The organism is Leptolyngbya sp. Cla-17 (assembly GCF_016807185.1).
Taxonomy (GTDB): Bacteria; Cyanobacteriota; Cyanobacteriia; order Leptolyngbyales; family Leptolyngbyaceae; genus ULC077BIN1.
This window is the reverse complement of the sequence record NZ_JAEVYN010000002.1, coordinates 2,173,531-2,194,914: the sequence shown is the minus strand read 5'-3', so window position 1 is coordinate 2,194,914 and position 21,384 is coordinate 2,173,531. Positions and strand designations below refer to the sequence as shown.

General features: G+C 47.2%; 19 protein-coding genes. 11 read left to right on the top strand and 8 right to left on the bottom strand.

The window, feature by feature from the left end:
* Positions 1-238 precede the first annotated feature (238 nt).
* The 3 genes from JOY44_RS20960 to JOY44_RS20950 all read left to right on the top strand — a co-directional run bounded on the left by JOY44_RS20960 (position 239) and on the right by JOY44_RS20950 (position 3,280).
* Complete coding sequence (locus tag JOY44_RS20960; protein ID WP_171575461.1) at positions 239-1,300, top strand: SpoIID/LytB domain-containing protein; 1,062 nt, start codon at positions 239-241, stop codon at positions 1,298-1,300.
* Between the two features lie 102 nt (positions 1,301-1,402).
* Entirely contained in the window at positions 1,403-1,903 is a 501-nt protein-coding gene (locus tag JOY44_RS20955; protein WP_171575460.1) for a hypothetical protein, read from the top strand.
* A gap of 252 nt (positions 1,904-2,155) precedes the next feature.
* Entirely contained in the window at positions 2,156-3,280 is a 1,125-nt protein-coding gene (locus JOY44_RS20950; protein WP_171575459.1) for a Gfo/Idh/MocA family protein, read from the top strand.
* A gap of 341 nt (positions 3,281-3,621) precedes the next feature.
* Here JOY44_RS20950 and glyS read toward each other — a convergent pair whose 3' ends face one another.
* From glyS to JOY44_RS20935, 3 genes are all read right to left on the bottom strand, one after another.
* Positions 3,622-5,769, bottom strand: a complete 2,148-nt coding sequence (glyS, locus tag JOY44_RS20945; protein ID WP_171575458.1) for a glycine--tRNA ligase subunit beta — start codon at positions 5,767-5,769, stop codon at positions 3,622-3,624.
* Positions 5,770-5,963: 194 nt separating this feature from the next.
* Complete coding sequence (locus JOY44_RS20940; RefSeq protein ID WP_171575457.1) at positions 5,964-6,950, bottom strand: endonuclease/exonuclease/phosphatase family protein; 987 nt, start codon at positions 6,948-6,950, stop codon at positions 5,964-5,966.
* A 203-nt stretch (positions 6,951-7,153) separates the two neighbouring features.
* Positions 7,154-7,564 (bottom strand): YkvA family protein, encoded by a 411-nt coding sequence (locus tag JOY44_RS20935; protein ID WP_171575456.1) that lies wholly within the window; start codon positions 7,562-7,564, stop codon positions 7,154-7,156.
* 254 nt (positions 7,565-7,818) lie between these two features.
* On the opposite strand from JOY44_RS20935, the gene JOY44_RS20930 reads away from it, so the two are divergent.
* Genes JOY44_RS20930 through JOY44_RS20915 form a run of 4 tightly spaced genes read left to right on the top strand, consistent with a single transcriptional unit; the run spans position 7,819 to position 11,419 of the window.
* Entirely contained in the window at positions 7,819-8,547 is a 729-nt protein-coding gene (locus tag JOY44_RS20930) for a DEAD/DEAH box helicase (protein WP_171575455.1), read from the top strand.
* Complete coding sequence (locus JOY44_RS20925) at positions 8,534-8,878, top strand: helix-turn-helix domain-containing protein (protein WP_171573986.1); 345 nt, start codon at positions 8,534-8,536, stop codon at positions 8,876-8,878. Before JOY44_RS20930 ends, JOY44_RS20925 begins: the two co-directional genes overlap by 14 nt.
* Positions 8,791-9,432 carry an IS630 family transposase gene (locus JOY44_RS20920; RefSeq protein WP_171571819.1) on the top strand — a complete coding sequence of 214 codons (642 nt, stop codon included), beginning with the start codon at positions 8,791-8,793 and terminating at the stop codon, positions 9,430-9,432. The genes JOY44_RS20925 and JOY44_RS20920 overlap by 88 nt, the downstream gene beginning before the upstream one ends.
* Complete coding sequence (locus JOY44_RS20915) at positions 9,404-11,419, top strand: helicase C-terminal domain-containing protein (protein ID WP_171575454.1); 2,016 nt, start codon at positions 9,404-9,406, stop codon at positions 11,417-11,419. The genes JOY44_RS20920 and JOY44_RS20915 overlap by 29 nt, the downstream gene beginning before the upstream one ends.
* A 232-nt stretch (positions 11,420-11,651) precedes the next feature.
* On the opposite strand, the gene JOY44_RS20910 is transcribed toward JOY44_RS20915, so the two are convergent.
* The 4 genes from JOY44_RS20910 to JOY44_RS20895 all read right to left on the bottom strand — a co-directional run bounded on the left by JOY44_RS20910 (position 11,652) and on the right by JOY44_RS20895 (position 16,413).
* Positions 11,652-13,007: a DNA methyltransferase gene (locus JOY44_RS20910; RefSeq protein WP_171575453.1), complete on the bottom strand. Its 1,356-nt coding sequence runs from the start codon at positions 13,005-13,007 to the stop codon at positions 11,652-11,654.
* A gap of 130 nt (positions 13,008-13,137) precedes the next feature.
* Positions 13,138-14,526, bottom strand: a complete 1,389-nt coding sequence (gene asnS / locus JOY44_RS20905; protein ID WP_171575452.1) for an asparagine--tRNA ligase — start codon at positions 14,524-14,526, stop codon at positions 13,138-13,140.
* An 88-nt stretch (positions 14,527-14,614) separates the two neighbouring features.
* Positions 14,615-15,106: a peptidoglycan-binding domain-containing protein gene (locus JOY44_RS20900; protein ID WP_171575451.1), complete on the bottom strand. Its 492-nt coding sequence runs from the start codon at positions 15,104-15,106 to the stop codon at positions 14,615-14,617.
* A gap of 59 nt (positions 15,107-15,165) precedes the next feature.
* Positions 15,166-16,413, bottom strand: coding sequence for a hypothetical protein (locus tag JOY44_RS20895; RefSeq protein WP_197985627.1), 1,248 nt, complete (start codon positions 16,411-16,413; stop codon positions 15,166-15,168).
* A gap of 255 nt (positions 16,414-16,668) precedes the next feature.
* Here JOY44_RS20895 and JOY44_RS20890 point away from each other — a divergent pair, with 255 nt between their 5' ends.
* The 3 genes from JOY44_RS20890 to JOY44_RS20880 all read left to right on the top strand — a co-directional run bounded on the left by JOY44_RS20890 (position 16,669) and on the right by JOY44_RS20880 (position 18,680).
* Positions 16,669-17,520, top strand: coding sequence for an ABC transporter ATP-binding protein (locus JOY44_RS20890; protein ID WP_171576166.1), 852 nt, complete (start codon positions 16,669-16,671; stop codon positions 17,518-17,520).
* Positions 17,521-17,759: 239 nt separating this feature from the next.
* Positions 17,760-18,293 (top strand): SMC-Scp complex subunit ScpB, encoded by a 534-nt coding sequence (gene scpB / locus JOY44_RS20885; RefSeq protein WP_171575450.1) that lies wholly within the window; start codon positions 17,760-17,762, stop codon positions 18,291-18,293.
* Between the two features lie 39 nt (positions 18,294-18,332).
* Positions 18,333-18,680, top strand: coding sequence for a DUF760 domain-containing protein (locus JOY44_RS20880; protein ID WP_171575449.1), 348 nt, complete (start codon positions 18,333-18,335; stop codon positions 18,678-18,680).
* A gap of 110 nt (positions 18,681-18,790) precedes the next feature.
* Here the strand turns inward: JOY44_RS20880 and JOY44_RS20875 are convergent, their stop codons facing one another.
* The gene (locus JOY44_RS20875) at positions 18,791-19,999 is read right to left on the bottom strand and encodes an HhoA/HhoB/HtrA family serine endopeptidase (protein WP_171575448.1); all 1,209 of its coding nucleotides are present in this window, start codon (positions 19,997-19,999) and stop codon (positions 18,791-18,793) included.
* Between the two features lie 164 nt (positions 20,000-20,163).
* Between JOY44_RS20875 and JOY44_RS20870 the strand changes: the two genes are divergently transcribed.
* Positions 20,164-21,111, top strand: coding sequence for a LysM peptidoglycan-binding domain-containing M23 family metallopeptidase (locus tag JOY44_RS20870; protein WP_171575447.1), 948 nt, complete (start codon positions 20,164-20,166; stop codon positions 21,109-21,111).
* Positions 21,112-21,384: the final 273 nt, after the last annotated feature.

Sequence of the window (21,384 nt, the reverse complement as noted above, 5' to 3'; positions counted from 1 at the left end):
TCTTAAATACTTAGAATAAAATTCTTATTGTTGTTTCACTGTCTCATTTGAGTCTATAGTTTAGTCTCAAGTAAAGACGAGAGAATCTTGATTGATACAAATGTTCGATCGCTTTTAAATTTATAAATCTGACCGAAAAACTCACCAACATAGCTCTTAGACTTGTTTACGGAGCTAAAATGCATGAGGAAATTTTTGGCAGATATCATAATATGGGTCAAATGCAATGCCTGAAAACATGGATAGACATGCAATCTTTGATTGGATCAAGCAAAATCCCTGGTTGATTGTGCCAGTGCTTGGGCTAATTCCATTGCTCAATCTACCGTTTGCGAAGAGTCAACCATCACTTCCGCCTACTTCAGTGACAACTTCAACGCCAATGCTGCCAACGTCGGTGTCAACGATGCCATCATTGGTTTCGGCGTCGCCTTCCCCTCGCGTGACACCCTCTCCTCGTTCGGTTCCGGTCTCTGTTTCTGTTAAAAAGCTCCCTCAAAAAAAATCAACGGCTCCACTTCGTAAACCTGTCGCAGCGTCTATTCCTTTACCTGCCAATTTATCGGTTGATGCTGCAATTGAAATGAGGGTGGCGATCGCTTCGGGAGTAACGACTTTACCGATTAGCACGTCCATGGGCGGTGTGATACTGGGTGTGAATGGGCGGCCGATTCACACCCTTCCGGCTCAGTCTACCTACACTGTGGAAGCAGATGGACAGGGGCTGCTGCTGGATTCGATGCAACTTCCATCGGTTGTGGTGATTGACTCAACTCCCAATGGGTTAATTCGAGTCGGCGATCGCGATTATCGTGGACGAATGCTGCTCGTGCTTCAAGAAGGGCGTTTGTGGGCGGTGAACTATGTCAGTATGCAATATTACCTTTACAGTGTTGTGGGTAGTGAAGTGTCACCCAGTTGGCCAATGGAAGCATTGAAAGCTCAAGCTGTAGCGGCGCGATCGTATGCATTGACGTACCACATTAAGCCCGTAAATCGTCAGTTTTATGACATGGGTGATGACGAGTACTATCAAGTCTATAAAGGGATCGAGAGCGAAACAGACACTACTCGACAAGCAGTAAACTCCACGAGAGGAGAGTTTGTCAGTTATCGGGGTGGAGTGGTGGAATCACTTTATGCGGCGACAGACGATATTGTAATAGATGCGTTTCAAGGGAAGGGAATGAGCCAGGTTGGAGCTTTAGGACTGGCGGAGAAGGGCTACGGCTATCGTGCCATTCTGGGAAATTACTACGCTGGAACAGGAATCGGACGAATTGAGATGGATATGGAATAGTCCTGAAGGGGCAAAGCTTGGCGATCTCATTCTTACCATTGGTGGGTGGCATCTCTTGTGGTACGACCTACCGTGATAGGAGTAAAAGCGAAATGGACCACCATGAAAAAACTACTCTTTCAAACCGTTGCTCTCTTGATTAGTGCATTTGCCATTGCCCCAAATGGCTCTGCACAATCTCAAATTCCTTCAGGTGGCACTTTAACACCTGGTAATAGCACTCTCCCCACGTCACCTACTGGTCCTAGTACTACAACGCCTAGCATCACGACCCCTAGGACTACAACTCCCAGTACTGTAACACCCAGGACTACAACTCCCAGAACAGTAACGCCCAGGACTACAACCCCAAGAACCACAACGCCTACCACCATTACTCCCAGAACCACAACGCCTACACCTACTAGTACTTTTCCAATTACTTCCCCTCGTACCGTTACCCCCCCAAGCGGCACGGTTATAACCCCGTCTTCCGGCTCAGGAACGGTGACTCAACCATCCGGCGGAAGCACTCCTCAAGGTAGTACAATTTCTCCCCAGGGCGTTCAGACCTATCCCAACACCGCGCCCGGCGGAGCAGTAATTATTACGCCGGTGCAATAAAGGCTCAGTTTTAAGCTGTGGGTGATGAGTCTTATTCTCCCTGATCGGTGCTGACGTTTGTAAGGACTGGTCACATGGCAACCTTACAAACGTTACATTCTAGAGATTTTTTTCACGAAAATGATGGGCGAAGTAAGCCTTTCAAGCAGCGATACGCGTTAGCTAATTAAGTCGACACAAGAACAGGTGACTTGTTGCTAGGCACTATTTTGATTCAGGAATGAACGCAAATCACTCACTAAAAATTAAGCAATGACTTCAAATACTTCTAACCAAAAAATTCGTTATGCCGTAGTTGGACTCGGTTGGTTTGCCCAATCGGCTGCTCTACCTGCTTTTGCAAATGCTGAAAATTCTGAGCTGGTTGCTCTTGTTTCTGATGACCCCGTTAAGCTGACGGAGATTAGTGGTCAATATAGTTCAGTGCAGCGCACCTTTTCTTATGAGGAATACGATGATTGTTTGAGCAGTGGCTTGATTGACGCTGTATATATCGCGCTACCCAATCACTTACACCGAGATTACACAGTACGGGCAGCTAATGCGAAAATTCATGTGCTGTGTGAGAAGCCAATGGCAATCACTGAAGACGAATGTGAGGCAATGATTCAAGCTGTCCAAAAAAATGACGTGAAGCTGATGATTGCCTACCGCCTGCACCTAGAGGAAGCAAATTTGCAGGCAGTGGAGGTGGTTAATTCGGGACAACTGGGAGAGCCGCGGATTTTTAATTCAGTATTCACTCAACAAGTTGAAGCAAGCAATATTCGAGTTGACAAGGAGATTGGTGGCGGCACGCTGGATGATATTGGGATCTATTGCATTAATGCTGCGCGTTATCTGTTTCAAGATGAGCCAATTGAAGTTTTTGCGACTAGCGCAAGTAACGGAGAAAAGCGCTTTCAAGAAGTCGAGGAAATGACCAGTGTGATCTTGCGGTTCCCAGGCGATCGCTTGGCAAATTTTACCTGTAGTTTTGGAGCAGCAAAGGTTTCAACCTATCAAGTTGTTGGTACCAAAGGTGATTTGCTGGTTAAGCCAGCTTATGCATCTCAGGGAGAAATAAAACACTACCTGACGATTGATGGCGAAATGCAGGAGCGCAAGTTTGAACCACATGATCAGCTTGCTGCTGAATTTGTTTACTTTTCAGATTGCATTTTGAATAACAAAGAGCCAGAACCATCAGGTCAGGAAGGTTTAATAGACGTTCACATTATTCGTGCGCTCTACCGTTCTATTGAGACGGGTCGCTTTGTGAGGTTAGATGAGTTTGATCAAGATCAACGCCCTACGGTTGACCAAACTATCAAGCGTAAGCCAAGTCCGAAAGAACCAGAGTTAATTAATGTGGCTCCCCCCGGTGGCAAGTCCTAGAGAAGATGCTTGGGCAGTATACAGATGCGATCGCATCTGTATACTGCTACCAAAAAACACTAAGGTTAACATAGTATGTTTTACTTAGTATAGCTGTCGCCGGGTGTGTTAGGACAGATTGGTGATGAACATCAACACCCGTGAGCTTTGTGAATTGACCCTTGTCCTAAGTCTTCCGTCCGTTGCTATAAATTTGGATAAGGGAAGCTCGACTAATTGCTGCCCTCGCAATTAGTCACACCTTGTTTAAACCCTTGATAGACATTTATACAAGGCTTTTACAGCACTAATATATTTTCAAAAAAATCTCTGGACTGAATTTGGACTAAATTTTCAAGCCTTCAACTCTTCACGATCGCGCCAAAATCCGCCAATACCCGTGCATGGTTTCGCAATATGCCTAATAGATTCAAACGATTTTGCTTAATAGCTGAATCTGAGTCCATCACCAGCACGCTATCTTCTCCATCAAAAAAGTTAGCGACAGCGGGCGAGATCTGTCGCAAAGCTTCTATCAGCTTTTGGTAGTTCCGGGTTCCTTGCATTTGCTGATTCACGTGATTCAGTGCATCAAACAGAGCTTGCTCTGATTTTTTTTGAAACAGGGCTGGTTGAATCACTGTCGTTGGATCAAGCTGCTGTGTATCCAGCGTTCCTTGAGCCGCAAGGCGAGAAGCTCGATTGACAGTTTCATAGATCGTTGCCAACGTGCCGTCATTGCGAATGGATTGAAGGAACAAAGCGCGATCGCGCACTTCTAGCAAATCTGTTAGCGATCGCTGGGTATATTCCAAATCGTTTTCCCCTAGCACGGCGTTTACCAAGTCGTAATCAATCTGGCGATCGTCCTGTAGCAATGTGCGAATGCGCTGCAAGAAAAAATCTTGTAGCAATTGCCGCAGTTCCGCCACCTGATGCTTTAACACTGCTGCAAACGACTCCGCAAAATCAGCAATAACTTGATCCAGCAAAAGCGCCAGATTAATAGGCAAGTTCGCTGACCAAATGATATTGACGATCGCATTGGCAGCCCGACGCAAAGCAAACGGATCAGAAGAACCAGTTGGAATCATCCCTAGCCCAAAAATGCTGACCAATGTGTCCAGGCGATCGGCTAATCCCACTACCTGTCCCGTTGGAGAACCAGGCAAAGCATCTCCAGCACCCCGTGGCAAATAATGTTCAAAAATTGCATCCGCCACTGCTTTGGGTTTGCCTGATGCCAGCGCATATTTTTGTCCCATCACGCCTTGCAGTTCTGGGAACTCACCCACCATCTGCGTCACTAAATCCGCTTTGCAAAGCAGCGCCGCCTCTTCAACCAGGCTGCGATCGCAGGCTTCACTTTGGAGTTGATCTACAATATGCCCTGCCACTCGACCAATGCGATCAACTTTTGCCCGTACCGATCCTAAGTCTTGCTGGAACGTGACCGTTTCTAATTTAGGGAGATACTTTTCTAAGGAAATGGCGCGATCAGCATCAAAGAAAAACTTTCCATCTGACAAACGCGCCCGAATGACTCGCTCATTCCCTTTCGCAATCAGGCTTGCCTGACTCGGATTGCCGTTGGAAATCGTGATGAAATAAGGCAACAGTTCATCCGATGCCTGCTTTAGGACTGGAAAATAGCGCTGATGACTTTCCATCTCCGTGGTGATCACTTCCGTTGGCAATTCCAAAAACTCCGCATCAAACTTGCCCACCACTGCCGATGGATACTCTACCAAATTTGTCACTTCTTGCAGCAGCGTTGAATTGATCACCGCGACTCCATTCACCGCTTCTGCCGCCGCTTGAATTTGCTGCTCTATCAAGGCGTGACGTTTTTCAACATCTACTTGTACAAAGGCACTCTCTAAAATGTTCACATAGTCTTTAGCGTGAGTAATGTTCACGGCGGCTGGATGCAGCACGCGATGACCTTGGGAAACGCGATCGCTGTGGCATCCTTGCGATTCATTCCTCAGTTCAATCGGCAGTATCTCATCATTTAGTAAGGTCACCAACCAGCGAATGGGACGAGGAAACTTCAGCTCTCCGTCCGACCAACGCATAAATCGTTTGCCTTCTAGCTTCGTAATCCACTCTGGCACCAAGATTTTTAAAATATCTGCGGTTACTTGCCCCACAATTGTTTTACGCATAAAAACAAAGTCGCCCTTCTCCGTCGGACGAACTTCTAGATCCGCCAGGGCGACTCCCTGTTTTTGAGCAAACCCTACCGCCGCTTTTGTCGGTTGACCATCTTTAAAAGCCGCTTGTGCTGGAGGACCTTTCACTTCTTCCTCCTGATCAGGCTGGCGTTCTGGCAACCCCCAAATAATTACGGCAAGGCGGCGAGGGGTGCCAAAGTATTCAATTTTTTCTGGAGTTAGGCATCGTTCAGCAAGGCTGTTGGGAATGCGCGATCGCCATTGCTCCAACGCCTCATCCACAAATCTTGCTGGCAATTCTTCTGTTCCAACTTCCAATAAAAATGTCGCCATGACTAACCCTAAAATGCCAGATTTTATCCAATTAAATCTTTACCAGTGTACCGCTAGCAAAGAAATGCAGAGGTAAAGTAACGCAATGTGCAATTTTTTCTAAAACACCTGCAAAAACTGCCGTAGCCCTCTCACTGGGGCAAGAACTAGAATATCCACCTTGGAGGAGAAAGATTAAAAGGAGGGGTCAAGCATTATCGTCCCAGTTCGATCGCTGCCACCACCTGTCCATGATCAGATTGCCATAGTTCCACCCCATCGCGGCTGAGAGTCTGATCCATCAAGTGATCATTAAACACCGATACATAATTCACTCGCCCAACGCGATCGGGATTTTCGCTTACAAATTCTTGACTCACCATAATGTGATCCAGGCTTTCGTAATGTCCATTGTGAATATGCGTGTAGTAAAAATCCCCATAGCTGCGACGGGCTTGAATATCTTTAACATTGTAAAGCAGCACATCCCACAGTTCTGTTTTGCGCTCAAACTGCATCTTGTGAAACGGCGGCTCTCCCGAAACGATTTGCGACGTAACCGCCAAACCACCATCGTTGATGTCACCCATCAAAATTACAGGGTGAGCCTGTCCCTGCAAAAACTCCATCAAGATCGCCCGCAGCGCTGTTGCTTCTGCCGCTCGTTGAATCAGTGCCCTCACCTGACCTTTTGCTTTTTCAACCGGATCATTTCGGTCTATGTCATCTGGAAAAATCGGACGTTTCGATTTGAGATGAACCACAAACACCGTGCATTTCAAATGCTCAGTCAGCGCCAGGTCTACCGACAGCACCGCCCTAGAAAAACGATTAAAGGGAATGATGACCCCGTCCACATCTAGCTGCGCTTTTGCCGGAAACACCTCAATGACTCGGTGGTCTAGTACCGGGAAGCGAGACACCAGAGCGACTATGGGGCTTTCTCCGGTGCGGGTGGGTGCCAGCAGTTTAGCGTGGCGATACGAACCACTTTCATCTAATGCTTGCTGGAGCGCTTCGACGTGAAACACCTCCTGAAAACCCACGATGTCGGCATTCATGCCGTTAAGCTGGTGAGCGATCCAGCTTTTCTTTTTCGCAAATTCTTCGGGGCTATAGCGACGGTTCTCGTAGTAAGGGACGTTAGGCAAAATCAGATTAAACAGATTGAAGGTGCCAACTTTAAAGATCTTGGAAGTCATAAGTTTCAGTAGAAGGTGCGATCGCTCCTCTAAAATCTATCGGTAAAGCCTTTCACTACCCTGTTTCCTTGCAATTCCTTAAGGTGGGCGCTCTCGTCGGTTATGCTAACCCACCTGGAAACATAAAATCGTCTTATTCATCGTCAACTATTCAATCCACTGGAATATTGACGATTCTAGATTGCATCCACGTCATCATTCAATTACGCAGGCAAATTTTCCCGTTTGCTTTGTTTGCGCACCTTCAAACCGTCCAGAGCCACTTGAGACATTTCTGCCGCCAAAATCGTTACCACAACTGCATCATCAATCTCGCCAATTACCGGAAACACATCAGGCACAATATCAAATGGGTTCAGCACATACAGCAATGTGCCTGCAACGATCCACCAGCGCAGTTTGGGATGACGCAGCGTGTTGCGATACCCAGAGTAAACAAATTTGAGGGGAGACATGGCTAGCTTCTGTATGACTACAACGTAAGAATTCAAAAAATTTAGCGATCGCTCCGGCAAGCAATTTAAACGGATAGCCGCCTGAAACTGACTGGAGGTCAACACTAGATTTTTGAGTGCAGATTTACTTAACGCTTTTCTTGCACATGCTAAAGTCATCAGATCAGGATACTACACAGAAAGTTTCGTACTGCTCCACCCAATTTTTTCCACTACTCTACCCAATTTAAGGTGGCATGCGGAGATCATCTATTTATGTTTCCCAAATTTGGAATGATGTGCGGAAACTTTCTCTTTAAAGAGAAGTTATCTGGCTCTGCATCAAAGGTGTTGTACTACTGTAGAAGCACTCATGGCGGAGATGTATGAGATAACTTCTACATAAGCCCTAGTAAATTACGATATAAGATAGCATGGCATTTCGGAAAAAGAAAAAATTTACCACATCGTATGATAATCCTGAAGCACTTTTTCGTGACAGAAGAAACCGTACTGTACAGGGTTTAATTTCACATCAATCTGACATATTGAGGCGCTATCAAGATGAGGCATTCAATCAACCTAATGTTGCGCTTGAACTACCTACAGGCAGCGGGAAAACACTTGTTGGTTTGTTAATCGCTGAATTTCGTCGGGTGACACAAAACGAACGTGTTTTATACCTTTGCCCTACGAAGCAGTTGGCATTACAAGTTTGTGAGCAGTCAGAGCGTAAATATGGAATTACAGCCACACCTTTTATTGGAAAAGTAAAGGATTATAGCCCAAGCGACAAATCAAGTTATCAAACTGGAAAAACAATTGCGGTTGCACCATATAGTGCGTTTTTTAACACGAATCCGTTTTTTGATAGTCCTCAACTTATTATTCTCGATGATGCTCATGCTGCTGAAAATTATATTGCCTCAAATTGGTCACTCAATATTAGCCGTATTGAGCACAAGCTCATTTATTTCGGTTTTTTAGACATAATTAAAAAATTCTTGCCTCCATCGGAGCAGCAGCGTTTTCTCTCTTCTGATCCGGATACAGCGGATTGCAGTCAGATAGAGGACAATGAAGGATTACAACGTTGGGTCAAAAATGAAGCCGTATTCCATAGACTTTCGAGAGAAGATTGTAAGTGCTATGGAGAAGGGTGATAGCTCGATCCGAAAAGTTGCTGCCCGCTTTGCTGTCAGCAAGAGTTGCGTCGAGAGATGGATGATTCAGAAGCGCACAGAAGGTCACGTCGTTCCCCATAAGCAGGGTGGTTCGGTGAGTCCTGTGATGGAGCACAAAGACCAGTTAGTGGCGATCTTCGAGAACCAGCGCGATGCGACCTTAGCGGAATATTGTGAGCTACTCTTTGATGAGACTGGGCTATGGGTTAGCCAAAGTACTATGTGCCGAACCTTTCAGAGACTCAATTTACCGCGCAAAAAAAAACGCTCCGCTCCAGCCAAGCCACCAGCGAACGAGTCCAACTCCTGAGACAGGAGTACTGGGCACAGGTGACGAGTATAGAACTCAAAGATTTAGTGTTTCTCGATGAGATGGGTGTTCTACTGGGACTCATGCGAACCCATGCCCGTGCTGCACCTGGGGAACGAGCGTATGACTTCAAACCTTTTTATCGGGGCAAGAAGGTGAGTGTCATGGGCGCGATTACCGTCTCAAAGGTGCTGGCTGTGATGACGATAGATCAGTCGATGGACGCGGTTGTCTTTGAGGTGTACGTCTCAAAGTGTCTTGTGCCTCAACTGTGGAAAGGGGCTGTCGTGGTCATGGATAACCTGCCTGCTCACAAGGTAAAAGCCATTGCACCTTTAATTGAGGCGGTTGGAGCGAAGGTTCTGTATCTGTCTCCTTACTCTCCCGAATTTAATCCGATTGAGCATTGGTGGTCACAGTTAAAGGCTTTCCTAAGACAGTTCTCGCCGACAACCTCGAAAAGGGTAGATACCCTCATTGCCACAGCGATGGATTTGATAGATCCTCAACATTTGCACAACTGGTTTGCACACTGCTGTTACTGTCCCTCTTAACACTGCAATCCGCCGTAAGTTTAAATGGATAGAGAAAATTCCAACATCTTTCTTTATTGAAGTTTTGCCTCAGATTTATGCATTTCTGGCAGAAAACATTGCCCCAAAAAGTAATCTTTCTTATCCCTGGTCACTTCTACATGGACATCTAAAAGCATGTCACGTCTACGTGAGCTATAGCCATATTCTTATTCGTCCATATATTCCGCCTTCTTTATCTCATGAGCCATTTGCAAATGCGACTCAAAGGATTTTTATGTCTGCCACTTTAGGTCTTGGTGGTGATCTAGAGCGCATAACGGGAATCCCTTCTTTTCATAGGTTACCAATACCCACTGGTTGGGATAAGCAGGGTATTGGAAGACGGTATTTTGTGTTTCCAGAAATGAGCCTGCCAGCTGATGAAATTGATTCATTAACGAAGGCAGTTGTTGAACGTGCCGGACGTGCCCTGATACTAGTTCCAAACGATCATAGGACAGATAAATACAAAACTTTGTTTGAGAATTTTCCTGTATACAAGGCGCAGGATATCGAGGCATCTAAAGATAAATTTATATCAGCACAAAAGGGAGTTGCAGTATTAGCTAATAGATACGATGGAATTGATCTACTTGATGATGATTGCCGATTACTAATTATCGAAGGGCTTCCTAAAGCAGGAAACTTGCAAGAATTATTTTTTATGACACGCATGCTTGCAGGAAACCTGTTTAAGGATAGAATTCGAACCAGAATAATTCAAGCTTTTGGGCGCTGTACAAGAAGTGCAACTGATTACGCTGCCGTAATCATAATTGGACAGGACTTTCACGATTGGCTTGTCCTTAAAGAAAAACGCTCTCTATTTCATCCAGAACTTCAAGGCGAACTCATTTTTGGAATTGAGCAATCTGAAGAAAGAACTCATGACGATTTTCTTGAAAACCTTGAGATTTTTCTTGGGCATGGGAGTGATTGGGACGATGTAGATACGGAAATCCTAGAATATCGAGATGAGGCTTCGCAACTACAAATTCCCGGTCAGGATAAGTTGTTTGAAGCAGCTCGATTCGAAGTGGATTATTTATATGCACTGTGGAACGAGAACTATGAAAAATGCCTTGAACTTTCCCAACAAATAGCAAGTATTCTTTCTGGAGATGATTTACAGGGGTTACGTGGTTTTTGGTATTACTTAGCTGCATCAGGAGCTGAACTGGCTTATCAAAAAAATGAGAACCAAGTTTTCACAACTAAGGCAATAGATCTTTATAAAAGAGCTTCAGGTTGTCTACCTGCTCTCAACTGGCTTCGTGTTCTCGCTGCTCGATTAGCCAAAGATAATGATATGCAAGTAGTAGTAGAAGATGATGGGTTTCTAGATGCAAATGTTGAGCGAATAGAGTTTCTATTTGAAACTAGCTCTTTTGCTTCTCCGCAAAAATTCGAGGAAGCTGCAAAAGCCATTTTGGAAGGATTAGAGTCAAATGACAGTGAGCAGTTTGAAGAGGCGCATCGAAGATTGGGAGAAATGCTAGGCTTCACAGCGGCTAATTCATCTGGGCAAGCTACTCCTGACCCATGGTGGATTTCAAATGAAAAGCTGTGTCTAGTCTTTGAAGATAAAAGTGACTCTAATCCAGATCACGCTATATCTGTAAAGCACGTGCGCCAGGCTGCTTCTCATCACAAGTGGATTAAAGATAATGTTTCGCTTAGTCCTAACGCTGAGATTTACACAGCTATGATCACTACGCAGTCGAAGATTCATCATGATGGTCCAACATTTGCTGATGAAGTGGGCTGGTGGCACATTGAGAATTTTAGGAATTGGTCTCGTGAAGTAATAAGTTTACTCCGAGAACTACGGTCAACATTTACAGGAGCAGGTCAATCAGAGTGGAGATCCGTTGTACGAGAACAATTTCTGAGAAACTCCCTTGACCCAAAATCTATAGTTGCAAAAGCAAATCAAAAATTATTAAGAGATTTAGACATTGAATAGATTTAATTAAGGAAATACGAGCAATTCTAATTTTGGATTGATTACCTTCATTACTTGGGCTGCCAATAACTGAAATTTAGAGACCTGACTAGTAAACGATATAGCTAATAATGGCGTGTAAGGTAATGACCGATGTCTTTCTACTTCGTTCAAAAATGTTATCCACTATACAGCTTGAGCTATCTGTGTGGGTAGAAATTAACTTGGCGTTTTCCTTTTAGATGTTGAAAAGTCATAAGGGGCGATCGCTGAATGGATAAGACGTAGTTGGCATCTTTCCCGACCAGCGAAGCACCACCACTTCTTCACGAATTTGTTCCTTTAAAGCCGTTGCTAGACGGGTGCGAAATAGATCAATTCTGACCACTTCATAGCCTAAACCTTGAGCAATATCCGCCAGCAGTTCTCCTGTGCGGATCATCACCTGAAGATAGGATTTTTGATCGCCGACGACGTAAGCAAGCTGGGCATTGGGGCGGAGTGCCCACCGCAAATCTGCCAGATGTTTTGCCATTCCGCCAAAGTAATGCTTTGCCGCACGATGATAGAGTCGCTCAAAGCCGCTGGTTTTGCCCAGTTCCAGCCGGCGATCTTCAATTTCTTGGGCGATCCGTTGAATTTCAGCATGGCGAGAAACCCATTGATCATCTAAATCTGCTTTATAGACGTTGCGCGTATTCGATCGCATCAATCCTTGTTTCAACGCTCGTAGCTCTGCCTTATTGTTCAAAAAGCCCAGCAGCACAGACTCTAGCCGGGTCGTGCGGGTGTAATCTTTTTCGTTGGGATAGGGTGGCGAGGTGATCACCGCATCAATCGAGTTTGGCTCTAACACCTGCACCAACTGGCGAGCATCGGCATGGTGAATGGTGGCGGGTGCATTGGGCAAGGTTTGTAAATAGCGTAAGTCGGCTGCCATGGCTGCCACCCGTGCCAGCCATGCTTCAACCACGGGCACATCGGACTTGAGCTTGCTGCTTACGCCAACTTCTGGACCAAAGCGCAGATTGCTAATATCCGTGACGATCGCCCGTGCAAAAGCTAGCAGAAAATGGCGTTGATAACCCGACTTCTCCGCTAAAATCTGCTCTTTCAAAATTAGGGCTTTGTGCAGCGGCAAAGGACTAATGGAGTTTTTCAGGATAATTTTGGTGCCGTCTTCCGGCAGCGATCGCCAATCTTCTGATCGCTCAATTTCTCGGATTGCTCTTTCCGCAATTCGCTCAGCCTGATGTATCAGCTCATCAGGCTTGGGATTCCAATCTAACTTCACCGATCCGGCAAAGTGCGCCATTGGATTCGCTTCCACGCCGACACTAGCAATGCCTAGTTTTTTTGCATCCACCACCGTTGTGCCCGTGCCACAAAATGGGTCCAGCACGCGCTGATCAGCGTTGATGCCAAACCGCTCCAAATAGTCCTGCACCAAGTGAGGCGGAAAAGACAGCACAAATCGATACCAATCGTGAGCTGCGCGATCGCAGTCTTTCAGTTGGTTAAGATGCAGCAAACTAAAATCCGGTATTTGCTCCAGCGGATCAACAAGATTGGGCAAGTTTGTTTCGAGGTTAAAGGTAGCTTTATGCATTAAAGGAGATCAATTGCACTAATGCAACCTCAATTAATTTGAGTAACGTATCATACCTGTTCATTTCTGAAATGCAAGAACCTAATGACACTCTCCTTGTTTTGCTAATGCCCATCAACTCGCAGATCCTTTAAAATTCGACTTCTTGGGGAGCGCGGGGGAAGGGGATCACGTCGCGGATGTTGCCCATGCCAGTCATGAACTGCACTAGCCGCTCAAAGCCCAGCCCAAAGCCTGCATGAGGCACGGTGCCATAACGGCGCAGATCCAGATACCACCAGTAATCAGCGAGGTCGAGTCCTTGGGCGGTGATCCGTTGCTCCAACACATCCAGTCGTTCTTCTCGCTGAGAACCGCCGATGATTTCGCCAATTTTGGGGGCGACAATGTCCATCGCGCGGACGGTGTTGCCATCTTCGTTCATCCGCATGTAAAAAGCTTTGAGCTTGGCGGGATAATCCGTGATGACGGTGGGCTTTTTGAAATGATCTTCTGCCAGATAGCGTTCGTGTTCCGATTGCAGATCCAAGCCCCATTCCACCGGATATTCAAAGGTCTTGCTGGATTTTTCGAGTAGAGCGATCGCTTCGGTGTAAGTCACTCTGGCAAACTCATTGTTAATGATATTGTCTGCCGTCGCCAAGATAGAATCATCAATCCGCTGGTTAAAAAACTCCATGTCTTCTGGGCAAGTTTCCATCACAAACTTGAATACATCCTTGAGAAAAGCTTCTGCTAGTTCCATGTCGCCATCCAAGTCGCAGAACGCCATTTCCGGTTCTACCATCCAAAACTCTGCCAAGTGGCGTGACGTATTGGAGTTTTCAGCCCGAAACGTAGGTCCAAACGTGTAGACATTGCTGAACGCCATCGCCATGATTTCGGCTTCAAGCTGTCCGCTCACCGTTAAGTAGGCGTGCCTGCCAAAGAAATCACGACTAAAATCTACCTGTTTATCCTCTGTCAAGGGCACCTTATTCAAATCGAAACCCGTGACGGTGAACATTTCTCCCGCCCCTTCGCAATCGCTAGCGCTAATGATCGGCGTATGCACCCAGAGAAAGCCGCGCTCTTGAAAAAACTGGTGAATCGCTGTTGCCGCCGCATTTCGCACCCGAAACACCGCCCCCAAAGTATTGGTGCGTCCGCGCAAGTGTCCAATGTCTCGCAAAAACTCAAAGGAGTGACGTTTTTTCTGTAGCGGATAGGTTTCTGCGTCGGCTTCACCGTAAACAGTGACGGAATCAGCTTTCAATTCGATCCGCTGTCCTTTGGCGGGAGACTCTACTAAAATGCCAGAGATTTCCACGGAGGCTCCGGTGCTGAGCCGTTTGATAGTCGCGGCATACTCTGGTACATCCTGACTGATTACCGTTTGCAGCCCTGCCATGGAGGAGCCATCATTCACCTCAACAAAGCTGAATTCTTTTTGTTCACGTTTGGTGCGAACCCAGCCTTTGATGGTGACGGTTTCGGTGGGCTGTCCGTGGCGGAGGAGGTCGGCGATACGGCGAGTCATAAGGGGGAGGAAGTGAAGAAGGATGGAGAGCGAAGGCTGAACTTGAGTGTAGCAAAGTGCTTAGAATTCTATGCGATCGCATGAAGAACTAGTGACCGCGGTTTTGCAGCATTGCCCACATGACGCGATCAACCATGCCCGTGTCTCTAAGCTTGTGCTGGTGCTGAAATTCCATCACTGCTTGATAGGTCTGCTCTTCAAAAAATCCATCCCGCTCGATCGCGTAACCATTGATGTTTAACAATCCTTGCAGCTCATACACATCAAACCCCGAAAGACCTTTACGCAAAACCCGGCTGCCTGGTTTCACGCCGAGTTTAAGTGCTGCCCAAGTTTTGGGACCAATCACCGCATCAACTCGAAACCCATGGCGGCGCTGAAAAATCATGACGCAATCTTCGGTGCGACTGTCGTATGCACCCGTGACAACCAGCTTAAAACCAAACGCTTTTAACAATTCTTGCAGTTCAATCACATCATCTCCCACATCCCAGGGGCGCAAAATTGTACCCGTTGTAGCGGTGTCTAATGTGGCATAAATCGGGTTTAGGCGGCTGTGAATTAAGTTGTGGATTGACATAGAGCGGTGCAGGATTGCTTACTTTCCACACCATACACCGCTCTACAGAGCAAGTCGAGTTAACGATCGCTCTCGGCTTGAGCATTGGCTTGCAGCACTTGGCTGACGGATAGGGGCAGTACCCGCGAGCCGCGTTCATTGGATTGATAGCCCCATTGCTGTTGACCGTTGGATACGATCGCCAGCCAGTTCGTTTCGTCGCGGCATCCACCCAGCAGAACGCAAGAGCGATTCGGCTGCTGCTTTACATCCAAAAAGCGAAGTGCTTCGGGACGAGCGGCCCGTCCATTTCGTTGGAAAAGATCTTGAGCGATCGCGTCTGCAACTTGAGTCGGCAGCGTGGGGCGGCGATCCATCACAAGCTGTGTCCCCGTTTGATTAGCGCGATAAGTCCAGTCCATTTTGCCAGTGCTGACCTTCACCTCCCAGCCTTCAACTGGCTGATACAACATGGGGCAAATTCTGCCAAAGCCAAAAGAGCAACTATTGCCCCATGTTTGCTGTTTTGCTTCGGTAATTTTTACAGTTTGCGATCGCGACCATTTCATTGCATCTTGCATCACCGCAGTTTGCACCTGCGTCGGTAGCTGGGCATTGGTGTCCCCCACTTTAGGATCTAGCGCAATTTGCGAACCTGTTTTATCAATGTGATACGTCCAAGTTTGTCCCCGCACGGCGACTAACACATCCCAGCCTTCAATCGGGCGGTAGTCGAATGTGCAAACTTCGCCAAAATTGAAGACGCAGGGATTGCTAAAAGTTTTGGCGGTGGCTTGAGTAATTTTTATATTGGTAGGGGGCAACCCAGCCCGGTTTGCGGCAGCAGTCAAAATCTGATTCTGCAAAGCAACTGGCAGGCTAATCGCGGCAATATTTTTGGGATTGATCGCAATTTTAGAACCCGTTTTATCTACGCGATAGTTCAAGGTCTGATTGTTGCCCTGCAATACCACATCCCAGCCTTCCACCGGGTTGTATTCCTTTGTGCAAATTTCGCCAAAATTGAAGATGCAGGGATTGCCAAAAGTCATAGCCTTCGCCTGACTAACTTTGAGCGTAGCAGGGGGAAGATTGGTACGCTGATAAGCATCCTGCAACACCGTGTTGATCAATGTTCCCAGCATTGGAACTTCGCGAACGGTGGTGGTTTGAGCCAGTATTATGCTGCGATTGGATAACTCAGCCGCGATCGCGGGGGCATTGGCAGCCGAACACATCATCAGGTTAGTGACCGCGAGGCCCAGCGGGACAATGGATTTGAACGGTAAGAGGCTCGCAATAACAGGTGGAAGATAGGTAGATTTCATGGCAGTAACCTTGAATGTCGAATAAAACAGGGGCACACGACAGCACTCATGCTATCTTTCTCCACAGGCGATCTCGCTGCGTCAGGAACGTTTTATTTGCTCACAAAGTAACGAGCTGTAACAAGAAATCCGCTAACCTGAAAAAGTGCTTTCGCATAGCCATTTTTGATGGTGTATTTAGGTTGCGCACAACACATGCTGTGCGATCGCCCTTCGCTCTTTGCCCTTCACCACTCGCCCTTTCGCCTTTTCCCTATGACCGTTGCCGTTTCTTTACAACATGTCTCCAAAACCTTCACCCAAAAACCTGTAGTCAATGATCTATCCTTCGACATCAAAGCAGGAGAAATGTTTGGGTTATTAGGACCTAATGGTGCAGGCAAATCGACGACCATTCGCATGATTACCACCCTGACCAAACTGTCTGGCGGAGCGATCACTGTGGCAGGGTATGATGTAGCGCAGAACTCAATGCAGGTTCGCCAACGAATTGGTGTCGTGCTGCAACAAACCAGCGTAGATGGCGACTTAACGGTGTGGGAAAACATGGAGTTTCATGGACGGCTGCACCACATTCCGAACTCGCGCCGCAAGCAGGATATCGATCGCTGGCTAGAGTATGTGGAACTGAGCGATCGCCGCAATGATGCTGCTAAAACCCTTTCGGGTGGCATGAAGCGCCGACTGCAAATTGCCAGAGCCTTACTGCACGAACCCGAAATTCTTTTTTTGGATGAACCCACCGTCGGACTCGATCCCCAAGCCCGTCGTCGCCTGTGGGAAATCATTCGCGACCTGAATAAGCAGGGTGTAACGATGCTGCTGACCACCCATTATATGGATGAGGTCGAGTATCTCTGCGACAGAATTGGCGTGATGGACAACGGCACCCTCATCGAATTGGGCACTCTAGCAGAGTTTCGCCAGAAGCATGGAGAAGGATTGGTGATGAAGCAACTCGGCGATCGCTGGGAGTATCAGTTTTTTCCAACCCTAGAAGATGCCAACACTTACCTCAATCAGCAACCCGACAAAACAGGCATGATGGTAAGAGCCTCAAATTTGGAAGACATTTTTGTAGAACTGACTGGGCGCAACTTAGATTAATTGCGGAGTGCGGGGTACGGAGTGCAGAGTGTGGAGTCCGAGTGCAAAGTACGGATTGTAGAGCAGCAAGAAATCAACTTAGCAAATTGGAACTGACAGAGTGCCACGAGCGGGGCAAGGCATCAAAGTAGAATTTCAATTCGGTTGACTTGTAATAAACTAACGGTTACCTCATTATCATTCTTGAACTTGAGCGAAGTTTTTTGACTCTCAACTCCATACTTCCAACTCTGTACTTCATGACCCATCTTTCCAGCACGATCGAAGCAATTCTCTATCTCAAAGCACAGCCGTTAACAGTGATTGAAATTGCTGAATATGCCAGGTGCGATCGCGCTGCCGCAAAAGAAGCACTGCTGGAACTGATGGAAGACTATGCTCATCGTGACAGCGCTTTAGAAGTGACAGAAACCCCCAGCGGCTACAGCTTGCAGTTGCGTGACACTTTTCATAGTTTGATTCAAACATTGCTACCAGCCGATGTCGGATTGGGTGCCTTACGAACTCTAGCCGCGATCGCCCTCAAGGGCAAAATCTCTCAGACTGACCTGGTGGAAATTCGTGGCTCAAATGTTTATCAGCACGTCCAAGAACTGGTTGAACTAGGGTTCGTCCGCAAACGAAAACAATCCGATGGGCGATCATTTTGGCTTCAGGTCACCGAAAAATTTCACCAGTATTTTCAACTCAATTCTGACCAAACTTTAGAGCTAACCCAGTATTTAGGCAATAACAGCACGCCTTCGCCTACTACAGGTGAAACTCTGAGTTGAAAATGCCAGAATAGTCACAACGAATCCTACTAAGTCTTCATGATTTTCAATTCTGACAGCGCAAACTTTTTGAATTCTGATTCTGAAGTCCAAGAAGTCAATCCACTTCTGCAATATCTTCAGCATCAGCCGCCGGAAGTATTGGCTCAGGTGGCAAAGTCGGTCAGCCCAGAAGTCAAGCAAATCATCACTCACAATGTGCAAGGCTTATTGGGAATGCTGCCCCCGGAAGGCTTTAACGTCAAAATCACGACTGATCGCGAGAACCTGGCTGGGCTGTTAGTTTCTGCCATGATGACAGGCTATTTCTTGCGTCAAATGGAGCAGCGCATGGATATGGAATCTCTTTTGGGAAGTTCGCTCCCCTCTGCGGACAGCCCAGAGTGACGGTTTAGGTTTTGAGCTATAGGTTTTGGGCTATCAGACTTAATACCGAACCGTTATAGCTTGGGGAAAATCATTGGAGTATCAAGGATTCTGTCCTAGATTTTCGTCCCCTAATTTTGCCGCTCTTTGGGAAAGGCTTTTGGCTGAATCTGCACTTGTCTAGGTTGACCGTTGCGACTGATCTCCAAGGATAAGTTCTCACCAATTTTGCTGGTTTCTACCTTCGCTTGCACTTCTGCTGCAGACTTCACTGGTTGACCACCCACTTTTTGAATGATGTCGCCCTGCTGAATACCCGCTTTATTTGCCGGAGAGTTATCCATTACTCGGACAATCAACACACCTTGATCTCGGCTGATTTTGAGGTTTAAATCGTTATTTTCGTTGATTTCTCTTCGCAGAGTGGGGGTGAGATCGACCATTTGCACACCGAGAAAGGGATGCTCGACCTTACCTTTACTGATCAATTGTTCAGCAACCCGTTGAGCGGTTTCAATCGGAATGGCAAACCCTAATCCTTGGGCATCGGCGCGAATTGCGGTATTCACTCCAATGACTTCGCCCAAATCGTTGAGCAGTGGACCACCGGAATTGCCTGGATTAATTGCTGCATCGGTTTGAATGAAGCTAACACGCTTGTCAGGTACGCCCACTTGAGAGCTTGATCGCCCGATCGCGCTAATGATTCCGGCTGTCACAGTGTTGTCTAACCCAAGAGGATTGCCAATCGCGATCGCCCACTGCCCCGGAGCGAGTCCTGCCGATTTACCCAACTTCACCACAGGTAGATTGTTCGCGCTGATCTTTACCACCGCCACATCCGTCACAGAATCTGCACCCATGACGCGCCCCTCAAACGTCCGTCCATCCTTCAGCGTAACTTCCACAGTTTGTGAGCCAGACACCACATGGGCATTCGTGATAATTTGCCCGTTTTTAGACAAGATGAACCCGGAGCCTGTGCCCCGTTCAACTCGCTCTTTCGGTTCAGCGGGAGAATCATCGCCAAAAAAGCGGCGAAATAAGGGCGATCGCAATGCTTCTGGGAGATCGCTGGTGACCTTGCGAGATGAATCAATTCGCACGACAGCAGGTCCAACTCGTTCTACCGCTACCGCAATAAAGTTTGAGCTAGCTGACGCGTTTTTTGCCAGCAGTTTACTGGCATTCACGATGGGCTTTGCTAAAACAGATGGCTCTGAACTATTTGGCTTTTCCTGGGCTTGATTGACCAAATATTGACTGCCTACAATGCCCGCACCACTACCTACTGCTAGTAACGATAGATAGGTAGCCAGTTGTTTAAACGATAGCTTCATAGATCAGCGTGGTTAATCAGTAGCAGTAATCCTAACTTACTTTACTTCAACTGAAATGGGCAGCGCTTTTTGAGAAAGAAGGGTAGGTTCGGTCGATCGCGTTATCTGTCGATTAACCTGGAAACAGATATCAATTGCTGTGTTGATTTAGCTTCTATCTCTTTATGCCCTCTCACCCATCGCGATTTCGCCATTCGGTCTGGTCACTTTTTTTGTTAGTTGCCCTCGGCTGGGAATTCAGCTTTGCCGCAAATGGAGTTAGCCAACCGGCAAGACAATTCTCTGGCGGAGAGACTACACCTAGCTCCTGCCCGGCTCCAGCGCTGTCTCGGTTGAAGCGCCATACGGTGGCTCCGGGGGAAACGTTGGAGGCGATCGCCCAAAAATATAGTCTGATTCCAGCAACCCTGCTTGGCTTTAATCCCTCTTTGCGCGGTGGGAAAGCTCCCGTCGGTGCCACCCTTGTGGTGCCGCCCTTTAACGGAGTGCGGGTTGAGCTACAGCCAGGGCAAAGTTGGCGCGAAGTGGCGAAGGCATACAAAGTGCGCCCGGATGTGTTGTTTGAGGTCAATGGCTGTCAGCGATCGCCCAGAGTTGTTTTCATCCCCGGTGTAAACTGGTCGCCCGTAGGAGCCGCTACGCAAGCTTTACCGCGTCAATCTAGAGTTATCCTGTCTGGCTATCCTTTACCTGCTACCCCTGCGGAATCGGCGGTATTGCTCAACTACGGCTATGGCGTACAGCCAGAAACGGGGAAGGTGGGCTTTCATAGCGGCGTGGATTTGGCGGCACCCATAAACACTGCTGTGCAAGCAGTCGGCAGCGGCACGATTGCCTTTGCCGGAATGCAGGGCGCTCTAGGAAATTTGGTGGTGGTTAACCATGTGGAAGGGTTGCAAACTCGCTATGCCCAACTAGGACGCATTGCCGTCAAAGTTGGGCAGCGAGTCGCTCAGGGGCAGACTATTGGTATGGTGGGCATATCCGGTCGCCCTAGTTCTAAGCAGCCGCACCTCCACTTTGAGATGCGATCGCGCTCTAACCTAGGCTGGGTGGCGGAAGATCCCAGAGCAATTCTGCTAAAAAACACTCGACGTGCCGAGAATCGGTAGGTTGAGTATTTTCAACCTTTCCAAATAGCATCTATTCAGCAAAATTTGCTGAATATTAAACCGAATGGGGATACCTGAATTATGCTGTGCAACTTTCCGTCTCGGCTGCAATTGAAAGCCCATACTCTCTACCTTCTGATTGCCCAAAGTCGTCTATTGTGAGCGGTGCTCGAGTGCTATGACGACCATACAACACATAAACTGTTGTGTCTCGAATTATAAAAAGCGCTCAATATACGTTTTTAGATTTCCCGTACAGCAGTTGACGGACTT

Bases quoted from the DNA above. Each gene is read 5' to 3' on its own strand.
- JOY44_RS20960 (WP_171575461.1), top strand. From the start codon at position 239: ATGGATAGACATGCAATCTTTGATTGGATCAAGCAAAATCCCTGGTTG.
- JOY44_RS20955 (WP_171575460.1), top strand. From the start codon at position 1,403: ATGAAAAAACTACTCTTTCAAACCGTTGCTCTCTTGATTAGTGCATTT.
- JOY44_RS20950 (WP_171575459.1), top strand. From the start codon at position 2,156: ATGACTTCAAATACTTCTAACCAAAAAATTCGTTATGCCGTAGTTGGA.
- glyS (WP_171575458.1), bottom strand. From the start codon at position 5,769: ATGGCGACATTTTTATTGGAAGTTGGAACAGAAGAATTGCCAGCAAGA.
- JOY44_RS20940 (WP_171575457.1), bottom strand. From the start codon at position 6,950: ATGACTTCCAAGATCTTTAAAGTTGGCACCTTCAATCTGTTTAATCTG.
- JOY44_RS20935 (WP_171575456.1), bottom strand. From the start codon at position 7,564: ATGACTTTAGCATGTGCAAGAAAAGCGTTAAGTAAATCTGCACTCAAA.
- JOY44_RS20930 (WP_171575455.1), top strand. From the start codon at position 7,819: ATGGCATTTCGGAAAAAGAAAAAATTTACCACATCGTATGATAATCCT.
- JOY44_RS20925 (WP_171573986.1), top strand. From the start codon at position 8,534: ATGGAGAAGGGTGATAGCTCGATCCGAAAAGTTGCTGCCCGCTTTGCT.
- JOY44_RS20910 (WP_171575453.1), bottom strand. From the start codon at position 13,007: ATGCATAAAGCTACCTTTAACCTCGAAACAAACTTGCCCAATCTTGTT.
- asnS (WP_171575452.1), bottom strand. From the start codon at position 14,526: ATGACTCGCCGTATCGCCGACCTCCTCCGCCACGGACAGCCCACCGAA.
- JOY44_RS20900 (WP_171575451.1), bottom strand. From the start codon at position 15,106: ATGTCAATCCACAACTTAATTCACAGCCGCCTAAACCCGATTTATGCC.
- JOY44_RS20895 (WP_197985627.1), bottom strand. From the start codon at position 16,413: ATGAAATCTACCTATCTTCCACCTGTTATTGCGAGCCTCTTACCGTTC.
- JOY44_RS20890 (WP_171576166.1), top strand. From the start codon at position 16,669: ATGACCGTTGCCGTTTCTTTACAACATGTCTCCAAAACCTTCACCCAA.
- scpB (WP_171575450.1), top strand. From the start codon at position 17,760: ATGACCCATCTTTCCAGCACGATCGAAGCAATTCTCTATCTCAAAGCA.
- JOY44_RS20880 (WP_171575449.1), top strand. From the start codon at position 18,333: ATGATTTTCAATTCTGACAGCGCAAACTTTTTGAATTCTGATTCTGAA.
- JOY44_RS20875 (WP_171575448.1), bottom strand. From the start codon at position 19,999: ATGAAGCTATCGTTTAAACAACTGGCTACCTATCTATCGTTACTAGCA.
- JOY44_RS20870 (WP_171575447.1), top strand. From the start codon at position 20,164: ATGCCCTCTCACCCATCGCGATTTCGCCATTCGGTCTGGTCACTTTTT.